13 protein-coding genes are annotated in these 16,322 nt (G+C 43.4%); 4 read left to right on the top strand and 9 right to left on the bottom strand.

What is annotated here, in order from left to right; translation table 11 throughout:
- The first annotated feature begins 44 nt into the window (after positions 1 to 44).
- Positions 45 to 437 (top strand): collagen-like protein, encoded by a 393-nt coding sequence (locus NLBNIHML_RS02585; RefSeq protein ID WP_339233633.1) that lies wholly within the window; start codon positions 45 to 47, stop codon positions 435 to 437.
- Positions 438 to 504: 67 nt separating this feature from the next.
- Here the strand turns inward: NLBNIHML_RS02585 and NLBNIHML_RS02580 are convergent, their stop codons facing one another.
- Complete coding sequence (locus NLBNIHML_RS02580; RefSeq protein ID WP_339243091.1) at positions 505 to 2,244, bottom strand: ABC-F family ATP-binding cassette domain-containing protein; 1,740 nt, start codon at positions 2,242 to 2,244, stop codon at positions 505 to 507.
- A gap of 321 nt (positions 2,245 to 2,565) precedes the next feature.
- On the opposite strand from NLBNIHML_RS02580, the gene NLBNIHML_RS02575 reads away from it, so the two are divergent.
- From NLBNIHML_RS02575 to NLBNIHML_RS02565, 3 genes are all read left to right on the top strand, one after another.
- Positions 2,566 to 4,335, top strand: coding sequence for a methyl-accepting chemotaxis protein (locus tag NLBNIHML_RS02575; protein WP_339255323.1), 1,770 nt, complete (start codon positions 2,566 to 2,568; stop codon positions 4,333 to 4,335).
- A gap of 140 nt (positions 4,336 to 4,475) precedes the next feature.
- Positions 4,476 to 4,727 (top strand): (4Fe-4S)-binding protein, encoded by a 252-nt coding sequence (locus NLBNIHML_RS02570; RefSeq protein ID WP_339255322.1) that lies wholly within the window; start codon positions 4,476 to 4,478, stop codon positions 4,725 to 4,727.
- A complete protein-coding gene (locus NLBNIHML_RS02565) occupies positions 4,720 to 5,001 on the top strand; it encodes a GNAT family N-acetyltransferase (protein WP_339255320.1) in 282 nt (93 codons plus the stop codon). Before NLBNIHML_RS02570 ends, NLBNIHML_RS02565 begins: the two co-directional genes overlap by 8 nt.
- Positions 5,002 to 5,143: 142 nt before the next feature.
- Here NLBNIHML_RS02565 and NLBNIHML_RS02560 read toward each other — a convergent pair whose 3' ends face one another.
- From NLBNIHML_RS02560 to NLBNIHML_RS02525, 8 genes are all read right to left on the bottom strand, one after another.
- The gene (locus NLBNIHML_RS02560; protein ID WP_494353694.1) at positions 5,144 to 6,811 is read right to left on the bottom strand and encodes a glycoside hydrolase family 13 protein; all 1,668 of its coding nucleotides are present in this window, start codon (positions 6,809 to 6,811) and stop codon (positions 5,144 to 5,146) included.
- 59 nt (positions 6,812 to 6,870) lie between these two features.
- Entirely contained in the window at positions 6,871 to 8,499 is a 1,629-nt protein-coding gene (locus NLBNIHML_RS02555; protein ID WP_494353693.1) for a glycoside hydrolase family 13 protein, read from the bottom strand.
- Positions 8,500 to 8,520: 21 nt separating this feature from the next.
- Positions 8,521 to 9,414: a carbohydrate ABC transporter permease gene (locus NLBNIHML_RS02550; RefSeq protein ID WP_445252610.1), complete on the bottom strand. Its 894-nt coding sequence runs from the start codon at positions 9,412 to 9,414 to the stop codon at positions 8,521 to 8,523.
- 13 nt (positions 9,415 to 9,427) lie between these two features.
- Positions 9,428 to 10,342: an ABC transporter permease gene (locus NLBNIHML_RS02545; protein ID WP_339233618.1), complete on the bottom strand. Its 915-nt coding sequence runs from the start codon at positions 10,340 to 10,342 to the stop codon at positions 9,428 to 9,430.
- 61 nt (positions 10,343 to 10,403) lie between these two features.
- Positions 10,404 to 12,140 carry an extracellular solute-binding protein gene (locus NLBNIHML_RS02540; RefSeq protein ID WP_339255315.1) on the bottom strand — a complete coding sequence of 579 codons (1,737 nt, stop codon included), beginning with the start codon at positions 12,138 to 12,140 and terminating at the stop codon, positions 10,404 to 10,406.
- 252 nt (positions 12,141 to 12,392) lie between these two features.
- Positions 12,393 to 13,799, bottom strand: coding sequence for a response regulator (locus tag NLBNIHML_RS02535; RefSeq protein ID WP_342569944.1), 1,407 nt, complete (start codon positions 13,797 to 13,799; stop codon positions 12,393 to 12,395).
- Positions 13,796 to 15,508: a sensor histidine kinase gene (locus tag NLBNIHML_RS02530; RefSeq protein ID WP_494353692.1), complete on the bottom strand. Its 1,713-nt coding sequence runs from the start codon at positions 15,506 to 15,508 to the stop codon at positions 13,796 to 13,798. Before NLBNIHML_RS02530 ends, NLBNIHML_RS02535 begins: the two co-directional genes overlap by 4 nt.
- Positions 15,509 to 15,687: 179 nt before the next feature.
- Positions 15,688 to 16,185, bottom strand: coding sequence for an SMI1/KNR4 family protein (locus NLBNIHML_RS02525; protein WP_339233609.1), 498 nt, complete (start codon positions 16,183 to 16,185; stop codon positions 15,688 to 15,690).
- Between the last annotated feature and the right edge of the window lie 137 nt (positions 16,186 to 16,322).

Below are 16,322 nucleotides of genomic sequence, written 5' to 3'. Positions count from 1 at the left end.
GCCTACATACAATACATTAGACTAATGAACAGGAGTGATGTGATATGACATTTTTACCTCCTTTTGGACCTGGCGGAGGGTTTGGTGGACCTGGGTTTCCCGGAGGACCTGGGGGACCAGGAGGACCCGGTGGAATGCCTGGTCCGCCATCGTTCCCCGGTGGTGGAGGCGGTGGACCACAAGGCGTGCAAGCACCTACCGGGCCGCCACCATCATTCATTCCACAGCAACCCGCATCGTTATTTGCAGTTGATCCAAGAGCCATATCTGGCTGTCTGTTTCGTTACACATATATTTGGCCGGATCGTGGTCCCGGCTTCTGGATGTACCCGGTATTTGTAGGTAGAAATTCGGTGGCTGGGTTCCGCTGGAATGGCTTCTTCTGGTTATACACCGGCATTGATCTGCAGCGAATCAGCTCGTTTAGCTGTTTCTAGAAGAAATCCCCCTGTATACGGATTAATCCGCATACAGGGGGATTTAATTTATGAACTAATTAGCTGTCTAAAGCAACTTAATCAGCTTTTCCAGCTCATCTACCAGACTTTTTGCAAGTTCAAAATTAGTATCTTTCAGAGCCATTTCGATTTTCAGTTCAACAGACTTTTTCTTTTGTTCCGTTTCAAGATAGTCTTCATTAAAATGACTCGTATATATCATCTCTCTAAATTCTTGAATACTCATTTTAGTAATCGTCTTGTCCTCGATAATCAAAACATAATCCATACCATTTACAACCGAATAGAAATCGTGAGAAATCATGAGAATCGCACCTTTGTAGTCCTCAATAGCTTTCTCCAATGCGATTTGGCTATAGATGTCCAAATGGCTTGTCGGTTCGTCAAGAAGCAATACGCTCGCTTGACTGGCAGCAACTTTAGCCAATTGGAGCATGTTTTTTTCTCCACCAGATAAAGACTCTATCTTCTGATCAAGGATTTCTCCTTCGAAGCCATAGTGCACAAGATGCGATCTAATCTCATCATACGTTTGAAAACCGGCATCAATAAAGTCATTTAGTATGGTATTCGAATCCTTAAGCATTTCACCTTGAAACTGAGATAAATAAGCCACTGTAGCATCAGCATTTATTTCAATTGAATCCTGATTGTTTTGGAAGATTTCACGGAGTAAGGTCGTTTTTCCGGTACCGTTTGGACCGATCAGGGCTACTTTATCTGTCGATTTGATCTCAAAGTTTACATGGTCCAAAAGCAACTCGTCAAAGGAAACGCTATAGTTATTGACGTTAACCACAACGGTGTCTTCTATTTCCTTTTCGATGCCAAAACGAATATTCGGCTGCTTGATATCGACAAAGGGCTCTTTAATTCGACGTGCTTCCAAGCGCTCTTGAAACCTAACTCTGGCTTTTAACGCTCTGCCTCTCGAGGCTTCCGAATTATAAGTGGCGATCTCTCTAAGATTGTCGATGATGTGATCGTATCTCTCAATTTCTTCAGCTTCAGCAACTGCAATTTCTTGTAACTCGATCTTCGTCTGAAGCAGCGAGAAGTTATAGTCGATGTATCTTCCATCAAACTCTTGGATCTCCGTGTTTTCAAGGTGTATTATTTTATTGAAACAATGATTCAATAGATAGCGATTGTGCGTAACAACGAGCAGCATACCTTTGTGGGTATTAATCAATTTTTTAAGTGCGTTCAGGTTTTCAAAGTCTAAAAATACATCGGGTTCGTCCATGATCATTAAGTCTGGACGATTCAGCATTTCCTTCATTACTTGAATAAGTTTGAATTCCCCGCCGCTTAATTCGGATACATCAAGGTCTTTTAGCTTCATGAGGTTAGCCAGATTTAGCTGTTTATTAATGGTGTTTTCGAAATTATCCCCGTCCATGGCCTGGAAGGCATCCAAAGCCAATTGAACTTTATCCATCAGCGAATCCATATCCGATGTAGTTGCCATTTCCGCATAAAGGGCTGTGATTTCATCTTGTATCTTGATGAATTCTTCTCCGATATATTCAAAAACAGTCATTTCTTTCGTGTTATCGACTTGCGAGAACTGACTCACATACCCGATTTTGCAATCGGGGTCTATCTCTAACTTGCCATCGAACAAATATCTTTCCGGATCCATCAATATATCGATCAGTGTACTTTTCCCACTGCCACTTGTTCCTATGAAAGCACAATGTTGTGCCTCTTCAAGCGTAAATGAAATGTCTTGATATAGTTCCTTTTGCGGGAACGAGAAGGATAGGTTATCAACTTTTATCATCATGTTACCTTTCTTTATACCTAAATTGGTGATCATCATTAAATAATTTGTCGAACACAGACTTTTAGAGTAACACTGTTTACCACCAAGCACAATCCATTTGTAGCCCTTCCTCTCACTCCCAGATTCGAATACTTTCTATATGTTCACCTCAATTGAATAAAACTTAACATGAATATGGCTCCTGTTTTCTCACCTGTAACCTATATGTATATACAAATTTAGATTTAGTCTTCATTTCCCTCTTCAATGTTACGATAAATAGTATGGGGTTATACAAATAAATCATATTGCTTTATTACATCCAAGGGGGAGCAGAACGTGAGACAGACTCGCAAAAAAAAGATGGATTTAAGGTTTAAGCTGTATTTAATCATTCTGGTTCCACTACTGACCATGGGCGGTCTAATCATGTGGACCACGATCGATTCCAGTAAAAATGCGTCACTAATGACCATGCAGCATAACAATCAACAGTTGGCAGTGAATACTGCCTCTCAACTAGGCAAGGAATCTGAATTACTCAAGACATTATCCTCTACTGCTTCAGAGGAGAGCAGCGAATACAAAAGTCTTAGAGACGAACTTGTTAAAGTTAGGCTTCAATCGGGAGCCTTATATGTTTATATGTATGAAAAAACGTCGGACGGATGGATCTACACTGTGGATGGAGCGGATTGGGACGATACGGAATATAGCCCATACGGGACTGCCATGGAATTCAACCCCCAGATTCAGGAACGTTTAGTAAGCGGTGAAGTCGTGACAACAGGTATTGTAGACGATCCAACCTGGGGACAGCTACTGTCCTCTTTTACACCAATCAAGGATTCACAAGGTGCGATTATTGGCTATTTGGGAATCGATATATCTGCTGGAGCGGTGAATCAAGTCTCCTCGATCTCCGTGAATAATGCCTATCGAACCATTATACCGATTTTCGCGGTTGTATTGATTCTATCGCTGGTCATGATGTTATTGGTGGTAAGAGGTATCCTCAGACAAGTACGGGATATTAAGTCAAGTCTGGAACAGGTTGCGGATGGGAATCTCAAAGTAGTATCCACACATATGACCAACGATCAGCTCGGTGACATCAGTGATCTGATTAACGTCATGGTTGCCCAATTGACAAACATCCTGATGGGAATACAACAAGGTTCGAATACGCTGCAGCAGTCCTCGGCCAATATTGCGGAAACTGCTCAGACGAATCAGCGTCAGACTGAAGAACTCTCCAGAGCAATCGAGGAAATTGCTATAGGCTCCATGAAACAGGCAGAAGAAACCGAACATTCCGTCCAGCATTCGGAGAATCTCGGCAAAATTATGGATGAAGTAGGTTCTTACGTGCAACAGTTTACTCATACTTCAGAGCAGCTGTCTGCCGTACAAGTACAAGTTACACGTGAACATGAGGTTCTGCTTGAGAAAGGCCGGGAGAATGCCAAGCGGGTTGAGCATCAGCAGGAAATTTCCAGGTCCCTAACCACTCAATCGGAACTCGCTTCCTCCATTAGTGGACAAATCCACAACATCCTGAAACAAACCCAGATCCTATCGCTAAATGCTTCAATCGAGGCAGCTCGTGCTGGTGAGGCAGGTAAAGGTTTTGCGGTCGTTGCTGGTGAAATGGGACTGCTTGCTCAACAGTCCGAACGTTCCATCCAGGAGATTGATGTGATTCTGAGTTCATTTGTCCAAGAAACCCACCGGATGGGCAGTCATTTTGAAGCGAACATGGTGGCGGTCAAGGAACAGGAAGCACAGATCGCGGATTGTCTTCAGGCGTTCCGACAGGTTAGCCAATTATCGACTGAAGTGCATGAGCTTGCTCAGCGTTTGGAAAACCGGACGATGGATATGCATTCCATTCGACAGGAGGTGGAACAGCACCTGAGCTATATCGCGTCTGCAACCGAGGAAACTTCAGCCATGGCTGAAGAAGTCACGGCCAGTGCTGTGGAGCAGCAGCGATCCGCGAGTGAACTGTCGGACATCTCCGGGCAGCTCGCTGGCCTTGCTGGCAACCTCAAATCCTATTCCGATCAATTTCAGATTGAGGTCACTAAATCAAATCCCCCAACGTAATAGGAGTTTTGTCACGTTGACTAATTAAGGATTCCTCATTTATAATTCGGACATCGAAAGCTAGGCAGAATACTGCTTGCCAGGTAAGACTGAACTATAGATATGTAAACAAAACTCAACCGTGAAAGATGTGAGTAATTATGAGCAAACAAAAGGTATACTACGGTAAGGATATCGAGGTTATGTTTAATTCGGATGTCTGCATTCATTCCGGTATTTGCGTAAAGGGCCTCCCTGCTGTGTTTGATTTGAGCAAGCGTCCTTGGGTTGATCCTGATGGTGAGACTTCGGAGGCCATTGCCCGTCATATCGACACATGTCCAAGCGGAGCATTGACGTACAAGCTTCTGAACGATGAAGACTCAACAAAGAAAGAGGATGAACATGCATAATGTAGAACATGAAGTTGCCAATAAGAGATTTCTTATTCATGATAACGGCGACATTGCTGCGGTAATGACGTATGTAATTTCAAGTCCAGAACTATACATTATTGATCACACATTGGTTGAAAATGCATACCGGGGACAAGGGCTTGGGGATGAACTTATCAAAGCTATGGTTGAATATGCGCGGGAAAACGGTATTAAGATTTTACCTTTATGCCCTTTTGCCAAGGGACGTTTCGAACGTATCTCCGAATATGCGGATGTTCTCCATCAATAAAACTAACTTTCTCCGCTGAATTTCATGTGGCTAACCAATGTAATGGTTAATTATTGGCGAATTCCGATACTCCCGCCACACAACAATTAAAAAGCGTCTATATCATTCAGAACATGATATAGACGCTTTTTACGTTTCCTGCTTATACGTTATCGCTTAAACCAACGATTGTTTCGAACGGTCGCAACACCAGTGGCAGCATGCCACTCTCATAGTTGGTAAGCCAGATCTCCGAGAAGTTGAGGCCAAGCTCATCTTCCTCAAGCTCCACGATATGTTCGGTTAGATTGATGACAACCAGCACCTGTTGGTCTGCCAGTGTACGTGTATATGCATATACACTCGGATGATCCGGCATAAGAAGTTCATAGATACCGTAAGTCAACGTATCGTGTTTTTTTCGCAGCTGAATCATTCGTTTATAAAAGTGAAGGATGGAACGTGGTTCCTGAAGTTGTTTCTCTACATTAATATTGACGTAGTTGTTATTCACTTTTAACCATGGCGTACCGGCGGTAAACCCGGCCTCTTTGGACGAAGACCACTGCATCGGCGTTCTGGAATTATCACGACTTGAAGCCCAGATGATGTTCATGATCTCTTCATGAGACATCCCCTCTTCACTTTTAATCTGATACATATTCCGATCGGCGATGTCGTTATAATCTTCTATGGAAGGGTAAGCCACGTTGGTCATGCCTATTTCTTGCCCTTGATATATGAAAGGTGTGCCTTGCATGAAGAAGTACATGGCACCAAGCGCAGTGGCACTTTCATACCAATACGCACTGTCATTTCCCCAAGATGAAACTTTGCGGGGCTGATCATGATTTTCAATAAACAATGCATTCCAACCGATGTTTTCCAGGGATTTCTGCCACTTGGTCAAGACGTTTTTCAATTTGGGGATATCCAGTTCTCTGTCCGTACTGTTTTTCCAAAGGTCTAGATGTTCGAATTGGAAAACCATATTAAATTTCCCTCTGACTTCACAGATCCAATCCAGCAGATCTTCCTGGTCCTCTACCTTTACTCCGTTCGCTTCCCCAACAGCCACGATGTCATATCTGGACAATGTATTCTCTTTCATTTCTTGCAGATAACTCTGGATTCCCTTCACATTCATATGTTTTTCAAAAGAAGAGATGTATTTGAAGCCTTCTTTAACAGGCATGTCCAAGAGGCCCTCTTCCTTGTGAATATGGCTAATGGCATCCACACGGAACCCATCAATCCCTTTATCTAGCCACCAATTCATCATTTCATATATGGATTTACGAACATCTTTATTAGCCCAATTCAAATCCGGTTGTTTTTTGGAGAACAGATGGAGATAGTACTGTCCGGAGACTTCATCATATTCCCAGGCAGAACCGCCAAAGATGCTCTCCCAGTTATTCGGTTCCTCTCCGTTCTTCCCATCTCTCCAGATGTACCAGTCTCGTTTGGGGTTATCCAGCGAAGCTCTGGATTCAATAAACCACGGGTGTTCGTCACTTGTATGATTAATCACCAAGTCCATAATAAGTTTCATGCCACGGTGATGCACTTCATGCAGTAATTGGTCAAAGTCTGCCATCGTGCCGAATTCATCCATAATGGAACAATAATCACTGATATCATAACCATTATCATCGTTGGGTGACTTATACATTGGGCAGATCCAGATCAGATCAATACCGAGATCTTGGATATAATCCAGCTTGGATATGATCCCCTGAATATCACCAACACCATCTCCGTTGGAATCCATAAAACTTCTTGGATAGATTTGATAGGCTACTGCTTCTTTCCACCATACTCTTTTCATTGAATATAATCCTTCTTTCTTGAGAACTGACAATTATATAACATATTACGTAGTATGCTTTAATTATGAATAAGGTACATTCTTGCTTCATATGGGCGTAATATGCTCTCGGAGAGCTCACCTGTATAATTGGATATCAAAAGCTGATTGGACTTTGTTAAATGCTCCTGAAGAGAAAGTTCGGTTGTATCGCCCTCGAAATTGCACACCACCAGAATCGTAGTACCATTCAACGTGCGGGTATAGGCAAACACGTCTGGGTTTTCTGGAAAGATCAGCTCATAATCACCATATACAATGACTTCATGGTCTTTTCTAAGTTGAATCAACTTCCGGTAATAATGGAATATGGATTCGGGGTTATTCAAACTTTGCTCGGCATGGATATGCTTATAATTCGGATTTACCTTAATCCAGGGTTCCCCTCGTGTAAAACCTGCGTTATCAGAAGTATCCCACTGCATGGGTGTTCGTGCGTTATCGCGGCCCTTGGCGTAGATTGACTCCATCACGCTGCTTTCAGGATAACCTCTCCCCATTCTTTCCTTATAAAAGTTCAGCAATTCAATATCTCGATAATCCTCAATCGCATATTGTACATTCGTCATACCCAATTCTTCACCCTGATAAATATAAGGCGTGCCTTGCATGCCATGAAGAAGGGTAGCCAACATTTTAGCCGATTCGATCCTGAATTCGCCATCGTTCCCCCAACGTGAGACAATTCGGGGCAGATCGTGGTTGTTCCAGAACAAACTGTTCCAGGCTTCGCCCCCTAGCTCCGTCTGCCATTTGGACAGCACTTTTTTCAATTCCAACACATCCAAAGGTTTAAGAGCCCACTTTCCTTTGCCTTCTTGTTCATCCAGACTGATGTGTTCAAATTGGAATACCATTGAAAACTCGCTGCCGTCCGGGTTGCTGTACAGTTTGGCGATTTCCGGAGTGGCGCCCCATGTCTCGCCTACGGTCAGAAGGTCTTCCGCGTTTTGGAACGTCTCCTTGCTTAGTTCCCTGATATATTTATGCAGATTCGGTCCGTTGCCCGTAATCTTTGCATCCGGTTCTTTGCCAATTAAGTCGATAACGTCAAGTCGGAAACCACCAACACCCTTGTCGATCCACCAATTGATCATGTTGTATATCTCCTGCCGGACTTTCGGGTTTTCCCAGTTGAGATCTGGCTGTTTGACGGAAAATAGATGTAAATAATATTGCCCGATCTCAGGCACCCATTCCCAAGCTGAACCACCGAAGGTTGACCCCAAGTCGTTCGGAGGGGTTCCTTCAACACCATCTCTCCAGACGTAGTAGTCATGGTATGGATTGTCTTTGCCTTTTTTGGCTTCTTGAAACCAGGGGTGTTCATCCGATGTATGGTTCAACACCAGATCCATGATGATCCGAATATCTCGTTTCTTCGCTTCAAGAATTAACGTTTCCATATCTTCCAAAGACCCAAACATCGGATCGATATCCTGATAATCTGAAATATCATAACCGTAATCATCCTGAGGGGACTTGCACACAGGTGATAACCAGATCGCACCAATGCCGAGTTCCTGCAAATAATCCAATCGGGATACAATGCCCTTCAAGTCGCCGATGCCATCTCCGTTACTATCTTGAAAGCTCCGCGGATATATTTGATACACAACGGTTTCTTTCCACCATTTTTTATTTCCCATGTTCATTGAACCTCCTTAACGTTATTCTTTGACCGATCCGACGACAATACCAGTCACAAAGTACTTTTGCAGTAACGGATAAATCAGCAACAGCGGGATAACAGCGACTACGATTTTGGCTGCGTTCAGGTTTTTGTTCGAAATTTCAGTCAGGTTGCTGAGCTCGCTGGAATTCGTACCGGCTTGAAGCAAATCGGCAATATTCACGTTAAGGGATTGAATATAGGTCATTAGCGGATAATTGCTGACTTTGGTCATATAGATCAGACCGCTGAAGAAGTCATTCCACGTCCCCACAATACTGAACAAGGCAACTGTCGCCAGCGCTGGAATGGACACGGGAACATACACTTTGAACAAGACTTGAAGCGGATTGGCTCCATCAATGAAGGCTGCTTCTTCAAGCGCTTTAGGTACAGCAGAGAAGAAGTTCATCACGAGGATGACACTGAAAATCGGAACAGCGCCTGGCAGAACAAGTGCCCATATCGTATTTAGCATATCCAGGTTTTTGATCAGCAGGTAAGTCGGAATCATACCTCCACTGAACAACATGGCAAAAATCATGATATTCATATAAATGTTTCTGCCTTTGAATTCCCGCTTCGATTTGGATAACGGATAAGCCATTAAAATAATCAGAATCATATTAAGCACAAGGGCAAGTGCGACACGTAGAACAGATATGCCAAAGGAACGCCAAAACTGAGCATCATCGATAATTTTGGTATACGCTGCTGTTGTAAAATTGACCGGAACGAGACCTACTGCATTGGCAGATACCGCCTCGCTGCTGCTGAATGATATGGCAACGATATTCCATAACGGAAGAAGGCAGATCAATGCCAGCATAATCACAATGGCATAGATGACAAACCGGCCAGTTCGTTCTTTGAAGCTTGCTGAATAGGACACAGGTTTGGCCTCCTTAGAATATTTTTCGATCCGTATATTTTTTGGCCAACTGGTTGGCAGACATCAGCAAAACAATACCGATTACGGACTTAAACAAGCCAACAGCCGTACCGAAGCTATACTGTCGCCCAACGAGACCAATTCGATAAACATAGGTGTCCAGAATATCGCCCGACTCATAGACAACCGGATTATACAGATTATAAACTTGATCGAAACCGGCGCTCAAAATGTTGGTCAGGCTCATTACGCCCATGAGCAGAATAATAGGCAGCATGCCTGGTAAGGTGATATGCCATACTTTTCTCCACCAACTGGCTCCATCCATACCTGCCGCTTCATACAGACCGGGATCAATCGACGTGATCGCAGCCAAATACACGATGGAACTGTAACCAAACTCTTTCCATACATCTGTACCGATAATCAGTGGCTGGAACCAGGTGTTGCTGCCAAGAAAATTAATATTTTCCAGGCCAAAGAACGCGAGCATTTGATTCACAATGCCATCCAAACTGAACATGTTGACAACGACCGATGCCAGTACAACCCAGGATAGAAAGTGCGGTAGATAAACGATCGTCTGCACCGATTTTTTAACGTATTTGACACGAATTTCATTTAACAACACGGAAAAAATGATGGCCATCATCGTTCCAAGCAAAATCTTGCCAATCGCTATCACCAACGTATTGCTGACGACTTGCGCGATATCCGGCAGCTTGAACATATAAGTAAAATGTTTCAGCCCTACAAATTCAGAGCCAAACATGCCTTTGGCCGGTATATAGTCCTGAAAAGCCGTAATGATGCCGACCATTGGAACATAGCTGAATACCAGCAAAAACAAAATGCCTGGCAGCATCATCATATGGTACATGGCACCTGGGCCAAGCCGGCCTCTCGCTTTCATATTTCCCTGTTTCATGAATGAACCCCTTTCGTTGAAGAAAGGCTGCGTATCGCAGCCCCGCTACTGTTCATAGATGTTATTGTTTGGATGCGATCTCGTCCTCAATTTCCTGAATGACTTGATCACCGCCTTGTTTTTTCCAGTTATTCACGAATGTATCGAAGTAATCCAAAGGTTCTGAACCCGTTATAATTTTGATAAACGATTCCTGTTCGAGCTTCGTCAGATTGGCCCACGTCTGTTTCATGCTTGCTGTGGTTCCAGAGAAAGCAGGTGTCATCCATTCGAATTTCTTTTCCTGTGTCAGTTTGTCGATTAGTCCAACACCGTTGATCCGTGAATGATATTTGGACCAAGCAGTCACATCATCCGTATCCATGTCGCTCAAATAAGTTTTGATGCTGCCGATATTGTTTTTCGATTCGGTTGTGCGAACCTCATCCAAACCAATCTCACCTTTGATCCCACGAACAACGTCAGAGTAATCATCCAGCAGCGATGTAGCCGAGTTGACTTCGATATTAAAAGGTCTCGTAGATCCGTCTACCCCGGTCTCCTGGTACTTGGCAGCTTCCGGCATGGTTGTAGCGGCATCTTTATCATTGGCCAGTTTATCGTAGAACAGGTTAAGAATCTTAACGGCCAGTTCAGGGTGTTCATATCCCTTTCTCACCACGATAAACTGATTGGATGGATTGGCATGCGCCACGTTAACTTTGCCACTTGTGTCCTCCAGCGTATAAGCCGAGAATTTCGCATTTTTATCCATCTGTTTGGCACTGATCAGTCCCCAGTCAGGGATATGCCACGGTCCAAAAGCAATACCGCTTTGGCCATTGGCGTAGAGTGCGGTAATATCGTCAAACGTGCGGGTTCCAAATTGCGGGTCAATGATCCCATTCTTGAACCAATCCGCCATGATACCGAGCATCTTCTTCGTTGCTTCTGTCGTGGAACCATACACGATTTTGCCGTCTTCACCATTCATCCAATATTGCGGGAAGGCTCCTTCGGTTGAGGCCACACCCAGCATCGTATATGCAGAGCCATTGTAATCTGTTGTATTCATCGTGTTCACAAAGGGGATACCTACCGGGTTTCCGGATTGGCCAGGGTCTCTTTCCAGGAATTCCTGTGCCGTTTTCTCTACTTCATCGAGCGAGATGGCACCGTCTCCGTCTGCATCAAGTTGAATCCCGAGCAGATCCAACCAATCCTGACGAACCCAAACCATCGTGGGTGCAGAATCCAGAGAAGTCGCCGGAAGTCCCATCAAACGTCCGTCAATCGTCGCATTTTCTAATGCACGGCCATCATAGGAATCGTATATCTGCTTGATATTATCCGTAGCATATTGATCATATATGGTTGTCAGATCCTCAATCAGATCATTATCCACCAGCTCTTTTAATTCATCTTTGGAATCAACACGCATCATGTCTGGCAATTCCCCAGATGCGATGGCGAGCGAAACCTGACGGCTATAATCTTCGCCATTGGCTTCAAATTGATCTGAAATCTGAGCGTTAAACGTGTCTTTGACCAGCCGAGTATACGCGTTATTCTCATAGGTATCACCACTCGGCAGTTTCGGATTGGCTGTGGTTACTCGTCCCATGGTGACGGTAATTTCGTCTTTATAGGCACTGAACGGATCTCCCGGCGTTACCTCATATTTGCCTGCTTCTTCTGCAGTAGGAGGAGTGGAAGAGTCTCCACATGCCGCCAGGACAGCAACCATTAAGGCAGACATGGATAGCACGGCCAGACGTTTTGTCAACCGATTGCTTTTCATGGACCATTTTGTTCTCATCTAGTTCGATTCCCCTTTTTCTGATGTTTAATATTTGTGTTTGCGCTTTCATTATAAAATGGAGTGAAGCTCTATCGTGATAGGGATTACACGTCCGTTTGGATAGAGATATGATTACAATTTTTCAGTCCGTATGATGAAGTATGGTTAACTTGTGAGCATTTACCCTACTTACGGATCTACATTCGTCTAACCACCCTTACTTTTAATCAAAAACAAAAGCCGGCAGCTCCTAAAACAGGAGGCTGTCGGCTATTTATTTCCTCTACCCAGCTGCCGATATTCGCTCGGCAGCAGACCTGTCAGTTCGCGGAAAATGCGGCTGAAATACTTTTCATCCGTATACCCCACTCGCTCCGCAATCCAGAAAATCGTATTATTTGTATTGAGCAAATACTCTTTGGACTTCTCTACCCGGATATATCGGGAGTACTCATTAAAGGTTCTACCCATCAGATCTTTGAAACATTGACTGAAATAACTTCGGCTGATGTTGAGTTGTTGCGACAGACCTGAAGCTGTATAGGCGTGTTCCATATCATTTTGTACGATCCTCACTGCTTTCTTAACGGCATCGATGATTTCCTGCGAATAGGAAGTCTGGGCATCTGCTTTTTGAATGCTTGCAGCTGTCTGCTTGATCCATGCTTCAACCTCGTACCAGGACTCAAAAGAATGAATCATGGCGATTCTTCCAAGCGTAGTTTGGGCAAAAAGGTGGTTCCATTCCATAACGATCGAGTACAGCAATCCCATCAACTGACCTTTATGTAATCGTAATGATATAAACTGGTCAATGAGTTGGTTGTAGTAACTGTCGCTGTGGGTCCATGGTGTCTGGAACCAACTTTGCTTAATTCGATCGATATCTTCATCCTGCGGTTCTTTTAAACTTGTGTTGTCCTCATTCATCGAAACGGTAATGACTTGGTTATTGGGGTTGTACGCATAGAAAAATGACGTATCTGTATAATTCATAATCCAGTTTTTGATCTGTGACCATGTGCGCTCTTGTACATCAGACAAAACCAACAACGTACTATGGGCATCTTGATGCAACAATTCTTTCAATTGATGAAAGAGTTGATCCTCTTCCGATGGACGAACAGCCCACATGCAGCTATTACGCTCAACCTCCCACCTAATCTCATCTTCATGTGCAGTTATCTCCATTGGCCACTTAGGCTCTGATTTGCGATCCTGTGAAACCAGTGCATACACATGTTGATAATGGACGTTGATTTCATTCTGCGAAGGCATCTTTCTGATCGTGTTCGTCAACCCGTTGATTCGGGTATGTATCCGTTGCAAAACATGCTCGAATTGTTCTTTCTCCAGCTGGACTTTGGCTATATAGTCAATGGCTCCGAGTCTAAGTGCTTCCTGGATATAATCGAAATCCTGATGCAGGGTTAACACAACGATATGAAGTTCCGGATAGAGCTGCCTCGCAGCTCGCATCAGTTCAATCCCTGACATAACGGGCATCGCAAGATCCGTCAGCATCAGATCGACCGGTTGGGTTTTCAGGAAATCCAGTGCTTTCGCCCCGTTACTTGCCTCTCCTACAACCTCCATGTTGAACTCGTTCCATGGCATCGCAGAGCTAATGCCTTTGCGTACCAACTTATCATCATCTACAATTAATACCTTAATCATGCCGAGATATCTTCTCCTTTAATAGGCAGTACGAGCAGGATGCTTGTCCCTGTCCCCAATTCACTCTCGATCACCAGTTGTGCTTGGTCCCCGTACTGTGCCTTCAACATGCGGTGAACGTAATTGAGCCCGATGCCCATCCCTACTTTTTGTTGTTCAGCTACACGATTGTTTAGCAGATTATGAATGGTTTCTTCGGTCATGCCTGCACCATTATCTTGTATCATAATGTTCAGCGTTGCAGTGCATGTCACTTCAATCTGAATAAAACCTTCGTCACTCAATCCATGATATAACGAATTTTCAACCAGCGGTTGCAGAATAAAGCGAGGCACAGGAATTTGAAGCACTTGTTCATCTGCAGTAATGCGGACGTCAAATTCAAAGTCATAGCGAATTTGCTGCAAAATCAGATATTGTCTTAACGCATCAATCTCCTCTTCCATCGTGGATACTTGCCCTAATTTGCCCAAATTGTAATAAAGCAGCTTGTTCAATGATTGCACCAGCTTGTCGATCTCCCCTTGACCATTCATGACGGCCAACCAGTGCACCGTATCCAGTGTATTCATCAGAAAGTGCGGGTTAATCTGATAGAGCAGTTTTTCCACTTCCAGGTCTGCACGAATCTTCTCTTTCTGCTGAACTTCCTTGAAGAGGTCACCAATCTGATGCTGCATATTCGAAAATTCACCGAGCAGAAAATCAAATTCGGGAATCTGAGTACGTGCTCGGCTCCCGGTCGTTTGAGGATTCTTGGACATCCCATCGATTTCCGAATGGAACAGCCCGAGTGGTTTGTATACCATCTTCCACAGGAGCCAAGCGAGAAACACGGTAAAGCCGAGGAAAAATAAAGCGACCAGCAAAATTTGAAGCAACCACTGGTTTTTCTCCTGTTGATATTGAGCCTGCGAAATGACCGATACGACACTCCATTTCTGTGAGGAATCCTCCTTGAACCAGTGATACCCTCGGGATATTCCGTCCTTCGCAGGATCGACTGTTAAGCTGGAGAAATTCTCGCCGACCTTCATGGCCTCCGGTATCTCACTGTACACAATGTTTCCTGTACCATCTAGGATGAGGTGAGATAATGCGCCGTTGTATTGATTGTAACCCAAGATATCCTGTGTAAGCCGAAAGCCGGACTCCACGTAAATGTACACATCGTCCCTCTTGGAGAGTTGTACTTTTCGCATAGCGGACAGAACGAGTTGGTCATCGAATCGGTTCATACTGATATGAGGGCCATAGTATTTAATGCCATAGGTTTGAAAGAGCACAGGTAAAGAGTCAAAAGACAAACGATCCTTGATTGGAAAGTTGCTAAACTGCGTTGTACCTTCTTTATCAAAGTAATATAGCGTCAGTCCGATGTTGGGATTGGTAAATGTGACCACACTTAACTCGCTCTTTAATTCGTCCCTGGCCTCAATCAATTGAAAGATATCAGAGGACGGATTCAAGAATTCATCCATGCTTTTGCCCAAAGTTCCCCTGTAGGACAATTGCTGGGTAACGTGATTCATATTGGTGATTGAATTGTCCAATGAGGACGTGACCTGCTGTAAATTGCTACGGATGCCATCATCAATTTTATTGGCGAAGATGGAGTCAATAGTATAATAAGAGATTGCAAATATGCTGATAAAAGGGATAAACGCACTGAGAAAGAACAGTAAAAATATTCTTTTTTTAAGAGTCATGGGAACCTATTCTCCTTCTGAAAATGAAACAGCAAGCTTCCTGTGTATGGAAGCTTGCTCCAAGTCCAATTTCCTTTCATCATTATAGATTGATATTCAAATATGTCAAACGCTTTCATAGTGGATGGTAAGATCTAAGAGATTAATAAATGAAGTTCTCTAAAAGGATCAAAATTTGCTCAATAAAGTGCTATCGATTTTGACATAATGAGTTCCATAAACTCATTCAGATGATTAGCCACTTTTTTAATTTCTTCAAATTCTGGTTCTTCTCCATATACGATGGCTCCTATTTCATTGGATAAGTCAATAGCATAGAAGGAATAAACACCGTTAACAGAAATCATGATTGGTAGATAATGATTCCACCATGTCGTTATTTCTGATCTCCATTGATCGTCCTCGTTTGCTGCTTCCAAGCTGAGCAGTTCAAATTCATTCCATTGAAAATCAGCATCTGAGCTATTTTTGTATTCACTCTCACAAAGGAACCATGTCTTTTCATCAGGAGTAATGCATCGTTCCATAACACGTAAAAAATCTAAATATTCTTCAGGAATAACTTTGTATCTAGTTATGAAACTAACATCTAAATCTAAATGACAATTCGATTTCTGAGTTATGATCCAACCGTTTGACTCAGCCCAACTCATAAATTCATGGATTTTGCTGCTCAAAGTGCACCTTCTTCCCTCAAAATGGACTCTCTTTACAATTTTATCGCAAAATAAGTAGAAAGTGCTACTCCTCGAATGGATGAGGAATAGCACTTTTTTATAAACCTAACCTACTTTATTTCATTGTGGATAATGGA

The sequence above is a fragment of the Paenibacillus sp. JNU01 genome, from assembly GCF_059130585.1.
Note: the sequence above shows the minus strand (reverse complement) of the source record. Positions and strands in the feature narration are given on the sequence as shown.